Below are 9,329 nucleotides of genomic sequence, written 5' to 3'. Positions count from 1 at the left end.
AACAATTCATGAAAGAACTTGTTACTAGGACTCTATCCGGTATTTTATACGTTAGCTTGCTCATGCTTTCTCTTTGTTGGAAATGGGCATTGGCAATTTTATTTTACCTGTTTGGTCTAGTTTGCTTGGCAGAGTTCAAAAAGTTGATTGGGCTACAAAAGTTTCTACCTTACATCATCTTTACAATCTTATATTTTGTATTTGGATATTGGGTTTCCATTTTGAATTCTAAATCTGGATTTAATGATTCTATTCAAATACTTCATGTCATCACCATCTTTGTGCAATTATTTTTGATTAAGGATTTGTTTTCTGAAAAAACCATTCCTCTTTTCAGTTCTAAGAGATACATCATCACCACATTTTATTTGTCCAGTGGTTTTGTGTTTTTGTTTTTAATTGCCAACCTACACCACACTTTTACTCCATTACTGCTTTTGGGAACCTTTATTCTTTTGTGGACCAATGATACCTTTGCTTATTTGGTTGGAAAGAATTTTGGAAAACAAAAACTCTTTGCCAAAGTTTCTCCTAAGAAAACCGTTGAAGGATTTTTAGGAGGATTGTTTTTTTCCTGTGTAGCTAGCTATTTTATTGCTAAATTTACAGATACCTTAACGTTCAACAACTGGCTTGCTATGGCAATTATTGCAAGTGTTTTTGGGACTTTAGGGGATTTGATAGAATCTAAGTTCAAAAGACAAGCTAACGTAAAGGATAGCGGGGTAATTATGCCTGGTCACGGTGGATTACTGGACCGTTTGGACAGCATTATATTTGCAGCACCTTTTATCTATTTATATTTAAGATTTATTACCTATGTTTCATAAAGAAGGGCATAAAATTATTTTCATCACACTGGTTATTGTAGTTGCTTTATTAATGACCATTGATTACACTGTTCAATTGCCATGGCTAAGAACTGTTTTAATGTTGGCAGCTTTGGTTTTCTTGATTTTGATTTTACAGTTTTTCAGAAACCCAAAAAGAAACACGGTCGCAAACGAGCACCACGCCCTCTCCCCTGTTGATGGTAAAGTGGTCGTTATTGAAGAAGTTTTTGAAAAAGAATTCTTCAATGAAAAGCGTATACAAGTATCTGTTTTCATGTCTCCAATCAATGTGCATGTAACCCGCTACCCAGTAGGAGGAAATGTAGTGTACAGCAAATACCATCCAGGAAAATATTTGGTGGCATGGCACCCAAAGGCAAGTGAAGAAAACGAGCGCACGACAGTGGTGGTAAACAGTCCCACCTTTGGAAACGTACTTTACCGTCAAATTGCAGGAGCTTTGGCAAAACGTATTGTAAACTATGCCAAAGAAAATGATAAAGCTATACAAGGAGCCGATTCTGGCTTTATTAAATTTGGCTCTAGAGTAGACGTATTTTTACCCCTAGATGCCGATATAAAAGTAAGCCTTAATCAAGTTGTAAAAGGAGGCGAAAGCATTATAGCTGAGATATAATGACATCTGAAGAATTGGATATTGAGTTTAAGGAAGCCGTAAAAATGGTTAACAGCTATACGGAACCTTTTCCCGCAGACTTCTTATTGCGTCTTTACGCCTACTATAAAAAGGCTACAGGAGATTATGGTCGGCCAAGTAGCCGAAAGCCTATCATCAATGCTTTTAAAACCAATGCGCTTTTCCAGGTTCAAAATGTAAGCCGTGAAGAAGCCAAGCGTATTTATATTGATTTGGTAAAAAACTACTTTCTTTACCGCAAATAAACCTAATCTCTTATTAAAGGCATCGTAGAGCAGCGCAACAAGCCTTCCTGCTTTGCTATTTCGGCATAAGGCACCTCCTCTACGGTAAATCCATTAGACCTTAGCCAATCGTTTAATCTGGTAAAATTACGCTCGGAAATCACTACATTTTCTGAGATGGAAAATACATTACTATACATATTATACATTTCATCTTTAGTGATTTCAAAAATATTCTCCTTTCCAAAGAAATCTACCAACCAATTGTATTCGCTTTCAACCAAAAATCCATTTTTATGGAGGATTGCTTTATCTTCTCCCACAGGCTGAAAACAACAATCCAAATGAAGGGCATTTTCCTTGGCATTGGTGTTGGATTTTCGAAGTTCGAAGGCCTTCACTATTTTATCTGGAAATAACTCTTGTAGCGCAATTACAGCGTCCATATTGGTTCTTGCCGTTATGAAATTGGAATAATCTGGCCCGGAATAGGTTCCAACAAAAATATAATCTCCATACAACATCACATCTCCCCCTTCCACGTGGCAATCTTCAGGTAGAGTTATCACATTTTCTGAAGGAATTTGATCAATGACATGCTGAATGGCTTCCACCTCACGTTCACGATCAGGTAGGATATTGGCTTTTATCAGTTTATCTTCAATCACAAAAGCAATGTCACGAGCAAAAATTTGGTTGTAATCCTTGATTGTTTTTGGTCTAAAAACAGTGACATCATACTTTTCAAACACTTTAGCCACAGCGTCCATTTCCTTGATCATATCATCTTCTTTAGGATATGTACCTGCTTTGATATGTTCTATGGATTTAGGATCATAAGCCTCCTCTTCCGTTGGAATGGGACCGATACTTTCTGCGATTCCTAAAACAACTGCTCTAAGACGTGACGTCTCGTCATTAACATGTAATTGTAACATAAAGTGTATGAATTATAAAAAAAAACTGCCCAAAAAGAGCGTATGCAATTTTAAGGCAGTTTTTTCTATTTATAAAATCTTTTATCTGTCTTTTCTTTCTTTGAAAGACCTTAACGTTTCTCCAACGTATACTTGACGTGGACGTCCAATTGGTTCTTTACGCAATCTCATTTCTCTCCACTGTGCAATCCAACCTGGAAGTCTTCCTAAAGCAAACATAACTGTAAACATGTCTGTTGGAATTCCCATAGCTCTATAAATGATTCCAGAGTAGAAATCTACGTTTGGATATAGCTTACGGTCTACAAAGTACATGTCTTCCAAAGCTTCTTTTTCCAATCCTTTTGCGATATCCAAGATAGGATCTTCAATTCCTAAATCTCCCAATACTTCATCGGCAGCCTTTTTGATGATTTTAGCTCTAGGATCGAAGTTCTTGTACACACGGTGTCCGAATCCCATCAAACGGAATGGATCGTCTTTATCTTTGGCTTTCCCCATGTATTTTTTGGTATCGCCACCATCTGCTTTAATAGCTTCCAACATTTCCAAAACAGCTTGGTTAGCTCCACCGTGAAGTGGTCCCCAAAGCGCAGAAATACCTGCAGAAAGCGATGCAAACAAACCGGCATGAGATGACCCCACGATTCTAACAGTAGAAGTAGAACAGTTTTGCTCGTGATCGGCATGAAGAATCAATAACTTGTCCAAAGCATTGATCAAAATTGGATTTTGAACATATTCTTCGTTTGGTTGTTTGAACAACATTTTCAAAATGTTCTCTACATAACCCAAATTCTTATCTCCATAATCTAATGGCAATCCTAATTTCTTGTGCATTGTCCAAGCTACCAATACCGGGAACTTAGCCAAAATTCGAACAATGGCATTGTACATTTCTTCCTCAGAATCTACATTTACCGAAGAAGGGTTAAATGCCGTAAGTGCACTGGTTAAAGAGGACAACACTCCCATTGGGTGTGCAGATCTAGGAAATGCATCCACAATCTTTTTAATATCATCATCAACAACAGAGTGCTTTTTTATATCGCTGTGAAATTGGTCCAATTGCTCTTGGGTTGGCAATTCTCCAAAAATCAACAAATAAGCTACTTCTAAGAAATCGGCCTTTTCGGCTAATTCCTCAATAGAATAGCCCCTATATCTCAAAATTCCTTTTTCTCCATCCAAAAATGTGATAGCACTTTCACACGCTCCGGTATTTTTATAACCCGGGTCAATGGTAATTACTCCATTGGTAGCACTTCGTAAATTTTTGATATCGATGGCAACTTCATCTTCTGAGCCTTTGATTAAAGGAAACTCATGTTTTTGACCGTTAATTTCTAATATAGCTTTATCTGACATATTTCAATAAAAAGTTTTTAAATGGTTGTCTTGAAACGACAGCCCCAAATTTATGAAATATCTCACGATTATTAAAGCTTCTCAACAAAGGATTTAACTATTGAAATATTAATAAAATTGATACCGAAAACAAGGTTAGAATTACAAATTTCGTAAGTGTCTTATTTTCAATATCTAGGATTTATTCTTGATAAATTTCCTCGTTAACTTCCAATTTGTATAATTTGTGGTAATATTCTATTACTGAAGATTTCCATGTAAATTTTTGGGCTTTTGCGTTAAGACAGATGTCATCCCACTTGGGTTTATCTTTGAAAAAAACATCCAAAGCCTTTTGGAACACCTTAATAAAGTTTTGTGTTTTTTCATTAATAGTTGCCCCGTCAAAAGCAAAGCCCGTTTTCATATGCTTCACCGTATCCTTCAATCCACCAGTATGGTGCACCAAACAAGGCTGGGCATTCCGCATTGCCAACATTTGACTGATACCGCAGGGCTCAAAAAGACTAGGCATTAAATACAGATTGGATTCGGTATAGATGGAATCGATAACTTCCTCAGACTGTCCGTTGAAGAAGATAAAATTTTCGTAATCGTAACTAATTTTATGAAGCAACTCCTCGTATTCTGGGGCACCAGTACCCAAAATAACATATATACCATTTACAGGTTTAAGCTTTTCTAAAATGGAAATCAATAATTCTGGAGAGTTTTTATAAAAATAAAACTTCTGCTCTGTAAGCCTCGCTACACTGGCACAAACAAACTTTGCTGGGTCTTTAATCAACTTAACAATTTTCTCGCCAGTATGCACCAAAAATTGCGATTTGTATTCTTTATCCGGATTTTGAAGCCATTCAAAAATAGCTTGAATAGCATTCACATAAAAAGCACCATGTGGAACCAAATTGATGTTTTTATAGTTGCAACCATTTAAAATTCCAAACAAACGCTCCTCATCATTAGCCTCTTTTAAAAACCCTTCTAGGCCTTCTCCTCCAATAAAGTTTGGAAAATCACTAGGCTTCATTATATCTTCTTTATACGAGGGTGATACGGTATGTACGGCATTTGCAAACTTAATTCCCAAAGCCATAAGGTTAATACAATCATGGTACCTAGGATCTTTTAAACGATCGTAATCAAACTCTACTTCTGGATAAAAGGCCTTTAGGGAGGACGTGCTACCTTCAAAGGGACGAATACCCTGAATAGCTAAATTATGAATGGAATACACAAACCTAATGTTATTTAAAAAACCATACGCAGGATGGTAAGCTCTCAAAAAAAGTACCATACTGGAATGCCAATCGTGTAGGTGTACAACATCCAGATGCCCAAAAACGTCTTGTTTTATGGATTGGGCAACGGCCGTACAAAACAATGAAAACATACAGGCATCTGTAAAGAAAGGCTGCTCTGGATCGTTAAAGTAGATATGTGCAATATTTCCAGAAACAATTTCAGGATGATGAATAACGTAATGTGTAATATTATCATATTCCTTTTTGGGAGTAACCTTGTATACTTCGGCCATTTCTTCTTGGCCACGATAAGAAAAATGTAGCTCGGTAAGCTTTTCCCCGTTTACATGCAACCTGCCATAAGCCGGCGTTACAACATGGGCTCTATCTCCAAATGCTGCAATCTGCCTAGGCACATCCCTAACTACATCTCCCATCCCCCCTGCTTTACAGTTTTTGATTGCGTCATTTTCGGCTGAAACAAAAAGAAAGTTTGACTGCATGTATTGAGGTTTTAGTTTTAACTAATGACTTATTTATGCTTTTTTTGAAATGCCAACACTGAATTGTTTGGGTTTGGCTTAACGTACTTTATTTTATCATAAATTACTTAAAATAAATTGAGTAATAAAATGTTTACACATTATTTCAATATTAAAATTAAAATAATTTCTAACTAGCAATAAAAAAGCCCTCTGTTTTCACAGAGGGCTCTTCTAAATGTATTATCACTTAAAATTATGGTTATTTTACTTTAAACGCATTTGTTTGCGGGTAGTAAGCAACATCTCCCAATTCTTCCTCAATACGCAGCAATTGGTTGTATTTTGCCATACGGTCACTACGTGAAGCCGATCCTGTTTTAATTTGTCCTGTATTTAAAGCTACAGCCAAATCAGCGATTGTGTTGTCTTCAGTTTCTCCAGAACGGTGAGACATTACAGAAGTATAGCCAGCGTTGTGCGCCATGTTTACAGCTGCAATAGTTTCAGAAAGTGTTCCAATTTGGTTTACTTTAATCAAGATAGAATTAGCAATTCCATTCTCGATACCTTTAGCCAAACGCTCTACGTTAGTTACATAAAGGTCATCTCCTACCAATTGTACTTTATCTCCGATAAGTTCAGTTAAATATTTCCAACCATCCCAATCGTTTTCATCCATACCATCCTCAATCGAGATAATTGGATATTTAGCCACCAATTCCGCTAAGTAATTTGCTTGCTCTTCAGAAGTTCTTACCACTCCCTTATCTCCTTCAAATTTAGTATAGTCGTATTTTCCGTCAACATAGAATTCCGCTGAAGCACAGTCCAAAGCAATCATTACTTCGTCACCAAATTTATAACCTGCTTTTTCAACAGCTTTTTGGATAGATTCAATCGCATCTTCTGTACCATCTAAAGTAGGCGCAAAACCTCCTTCATCACCTACAGCAGTACTTAAACCTCTATCATGTAATACTTTTTTAAGGTTGTGGAAAATTTCTGTTCCCATTTGCATAGCGTGCGTAAAGTTTTTAGCCTTTACTGGCATCACCATAAATTCTTGAAACGCGATAGGCGCATCACTGTGAGAACCTCCATTGATGATGTTCATCATTGGTACTGGCAATGTCTTAGCTGACACACCACCTACATATCTGTAAAGAGGCATTCCCAATTCATTAGCAGCCGCTTTTGCTACAGCCAAAGAGACTCCTAAAATGGCATTGGCTCCCAATTTTGATTTATTTGGAGTTCCGTCCAAATCAATCATCATTTTATCGATAACATTCTGTTCAAATACAGAAACCCCTAACAACTCCTGAGCAATTACAGAATTTACGTTTTCTACAGCCTTTAAAACGCCTTTACCCATATAAGAATCGCCACCGTCTCTAAGCTCCACAGCCTCATGCTCACCAGTAGATGCTCCTGATGGTACTGCAGCTCTTCCCATAACGCCGTTTTCCGTTACTACATCAACCTCTACGGTTGGATTTCCTCTTGAATCTAATATTTGTCTTGCGTGAATGTTAATTATTATGCTCATAATGCTTAGTTTAAGGTTGATTACTTATTACTTAATTATCTATTTTTTCTTTAACAAATTTACGAAATAGTTACCCAAATAATGGCTCCAAAATCATTATTATACATTAATCTTACTACATTGTTTTCGAATAAAAAAAACCTCAAAAAAAAGTGAATTTCTTTGAGGTTTTTCTATTATTTATTTTTGATGTTTTCTATAAATTGATCAAACAAATAAGAAGAATCGTGTGGACCAGGACTTGCCTCTGGATGGTATTGTACCGAGAACACATTTTTGCTCTTCATCTTGATCCCTGCTACCGTATTGTCATTTAGGTGAACATGGCTAATCTCAATATCTGGGTGGCTTTCAGTTTCTTCTCTATTAATGGCGAATCCGTGGTTTTGAGAAGTAATTTCACCTTTTCCAGTTGCTAAGTTTTTAACCGGGTGATTGATTCCTCTATGGCCGTTATGCATCTTGTATGTAGAAATACCGTTGGCCAAAGCAATTACTTGATGCCCTAAACAAATCCCAAATAACGGCAAGTTTCTTTCAATGATTTTCTTTGCAACCGCTTGAGCTCCTTCCAAAGGTTCTGGATCACCAGGACCATTAGATAAGAAATACCCATCAGGATTCCATTCGTTCATCTCTTCAAAAGTAGCATTGTATGGAAATACCTTAATGTACGCATCACGTTTTGCTAGATTACGAAGGATATTCTTCTTGATTCCTAAGTCTAACGCAGCAATTCTATACGTAGCGTTTTCATCACCAAAATAATAAGGCTCCTTGGTAGACACTTTTGATGCCAACTCCAAACCATTCATTTCTGGTACTTTAGCCAATTGCTCTTTTAAACCTTCAATATTGTCAACATCAGTAGAAATTACAGCATTCATAGCCCCGTTCTCTCTAATGTAGCTTACCAAGGCACGTGTATCCACATCTGAAATTGCCAAAACGTTATTCTTTTCAAAGAAATTTTTCAAAGAATCATCGGCAGCTTCACGTGAATAATTGAAACTGAAATTTTTGCAGATCAAACCTGAAATTTTAATAGAATCAGATTCAACTTCTTCTTCTTTGGTACCATAATTCCCAATATGGGCATTGGTTGCTACCATGATTTGCCCAAAATACGATGGGTCTGTAAAGATCTCTTGATACCCTGTAGTTCCTGTATTAAAACATACTTCACCAAAAGCAGTTCCAGATTGTCCGATGGATTTCCCGTAAAAAATGGTTCCGTCAGATAATAATACTAAAGCTTTGTCTCTTTTATTGTACTTCATTTGTTCGAAAAGTTTTGCAAATTTCCACAAAAAAAAGGACAAACTAAAATGTTAGGGGCTATATTTTAAATTGACAGGGAATTATAACAAGTTAAACTTTTCTAAACATCAAAAACATTGTTTTACTATCCTATATATTCCATACCTATATATAAAAGTTTATTAAGTCAAGGATTAAAAATTAGACCATAAAAAAAGGGATAAACAAATTGTTTATCCCTTTTGAACTTAAAGTATTAAAATACTTTCTATTCTTCTTCCTCGTTTGCAGTTTTAGTTTCAGCAGCAGCTGGTGCAGGAGCAGCAGCTTTAGATCCACCTCTTCTACTTCTACGGGTAGTTTTCTTTTCTGGTTTCCCAGCATTGTAGATTTCATTGTAATCAACCAACTCGATCATTGCCATATCAGCGTTATCCCCAAGACGGTTACCCAATTTAATGATTCTTGTGTATCCTCCTGGACGATCGCCTACTTTGGCAGCAACATCTCTGAACAACTCAGCTACAGCTTCTTTTTGTCTTAAACGAGCCATAACAATACGTCTGTTGTGCGTAGTGTCTTCTTTTGATTTTGTAATCAAAGGCTCAACAAATAGCTTTAAAGCTTTAGCTTTAGCAACAGTGGTGTTGATACGCTTGTGCTCGATTAAAGAACAAGCCATATTGGCCAACATTGCTTTTCTATGAGCTGTCTTTCTTCCTAAATGGTTAAATTTCTTTCCGTGTCTCATGACATTTGATGTTAACCTT

The 9,329-nt window shown here is 36.6% G+C and carries 9 protein-coding genes; 3 read left to right on the top strand and 6 right to left on the bottom strand.

Annotated features, from left to right (window positions below; translation table 11 throughout):
* Nucleotides 1-8 precede the first annotated feature (8 nt).
* The 3 genes from AC6I5C_RS07730 to AC6I5C_RS07720 are packed head-to-tail and all read left to right on the top strand — an operon-like array spanning nt 9 to nt 1,736.
* Nucleotides 9-830 (top strand): phosphatidate cytidylyltransferase, encoded by an 822-nt coding sequence (locus AC6I5C_RS07730; protein ID WP_497904645.1) that lies wholly within the window; start codon nt 9-11, stop codon nt 828-830.
* Nucleotides 820-1,470, top strand: coding sequence for a phosphatidylserine decarboxylase family protein (locus AC6I5C_RS07725; RefSeq protein WP_076664162.1), 651 nt, complete (start codon nt 820-822; stop codon nt 1,468-1,470). Before AC6I5C_RS07730 ends, AC6I5C_RS07725 begins: the two co-directional genes overlap by 11 nt.
* Nucleotides 1,470-1,736 (top strand): acyl-CoA-binding protein, encoded by a 267-nt coding sequence (locus AC6I5C_RS07720; protein WP_497904644.1) that lies wholly within the window; start codon nt 1,470-1,472, stop codon nt 1,734-1,736. The genes AC6I5C_RS07725 and AC6I5C_RS07720 overlap by 1 nt, the downstream gene beginning before the upstream one ends.
* 2 nt (nt 1,737-1,738) lie before the next feature.
* Here AC6I5C_RS07720 and AC6I5C_RS07715 read toward each other — a convergent pair whose 3' ends face one another.
* The 6 genes from AC6I5C_RS07715 to rplQ all read right to left on the bottom strand — a co-directional run bounded on the left by AC6I5C_RS07715 (nt 1,739) and on the right by rplQ (nt 9,310).
* On the bottom strand, nt 1,739-2,653 hold the full coding sequence (locus AC6I5C_RS07715; RefSeq protein WP_497904643.1) for a dimethylarginine dimethylaminohydrolase family protein: 915 nt from the start codon (nt 2,651-2,653) through the stop codon (nt 1,739-1,741).
* Between the two features lie 81 nt (nt 2,654-2,734).
* Nucleotides 2,735-4,021 (bottom strand): citrate synthase, encoded by a 1,287-nt coding sequence (locus AC6I5C_RS07710; RefSeq protein ID WP_053975715.1) that lies wholly within the window; start codon nt 4,019-4,021, stop codon nt 2,735-2,737.
* A 181-nt stretch (nt 4,022-4,202) separates the two neighbouring features.
* Nucleotides 4,203-5,768, bottom strand: a complete 1,566-nt coding sequence (locus AC6I5C_RS07705) for a glycogen synthase (RefSeq protein WP_497904642.1) — start codon at nt 5,766-5,768, stop codon at nt 4,203-4,205.
* A 241-nt stretch (nt 5,769-6,009) separates the two neighbouring features.
* Nucleotides 6,010-7,299 (bottom strand): phosphopyruvate hydratase, encoded by a 1,290-nt coding sequence (eno, locus tag AC6I5C_RS07700; protein WP_497904641.1) that lies wholly within the window; start codon nt 7,297-7,299, stop codon nt 6,010-6,012.
* Nucleotides 7,300-7,475: 176 nt separating this feature from the next.
* Nucleotides 7,476-8,579, bottom strand: coding sequence for a glutamine-hydrolyzing carbamoyl-phosphate synthase small subunit (gene carA / locus AC6I5C_RS07695; protein WP_053975718.1), 1,104 nt, complete (start codon nt 8,577-8,579; stop codon nt 7,476-7,478).
* A gap of 248 nt (nt 8,580-8,827) precedes the next feature.
* A complete protein-coding gene (gene rplQ / locus AC6I5C_RS07690; protein ID WP_053975720.1) occupies nt 8,828-9,310 on the bottom strand; it encodes a 50S ribosomal protein L17 in 483 nt (160 codons plus the stop codon).
* Nucleotides 9,311-9,329: the final 19 nt, after the last annotated feature.

The sequence above is a fragment of the Mangrovimonas sp. sgz306409 genome (assembly GCF_059735265.1).
This window is presented reverse-complemented; position numbering and strand designations above follow the sequence as displayed.

Bases quoted from the DNA above. Each gene is read 5' to 3' on its own strand.
- AC6I5C_RS07730 (WP_497904645.1), top strand. From the start codon at position 9: ATGAAAGAACTTGTTACTAGGACTCTATCCGGTATTTTATACGTTAGC.
- AC6I5C_RS07725 (WP_076664162.1), top strand. From the start codon at position 820: ATGTTTCATAAAGAAGGGCATAAAATTATTTTCATCACACTGGTTATT.
- AC6I5C_RS07720 (WP_497904644.1), top strand. From the start codon at position 1,470: ATGACATCTGAAGAATTGGATATTGAGTTTAAGGAAGCCGTAAAAATG.
- AC6I5C_RS07715 (WP_497904643.1), bottom strand. From the start codon at position 2,653: ATGTTACAATTACATGTTAATGACGAGACGTCACGTCTTAGAGCAGTT.
- AC6I5C_RS07710 (WP_053975715.1), bottom strand. From the start codon at position 4,021: ATGTCAGATAAAGCTATATTAGAAATTAACGGTCAAAAACATGAGTTT.
- AC6I5C_RS07705 (WP_497904642.1), bottom strand. From the start codon at position 5,768: ATGCAGTCAAACTTTCTTTTTGTTTCAGCCGAAAATGACGCAATCAAA.
- eno (WP_497904641.1), bottom strand. From the start codon at position 7,299: ATGAGCATAATAATTAACATTCACGCAAGACAAATATTAGATTCAAGA.
- carA (WP_053975718.1), bottom strand. From the start codon at position 8,579: ATGAAGTACAATAAAAGAGACAAAGCTTTAGTATTATTATCTGACGGA.
- rplQ (WP_053975720.1), bottom strand. From the start codon at position 9,310: ATGAGACACGGAAAGAAATTTAACCATTTAGGAAGAAAGACAGCTCAT.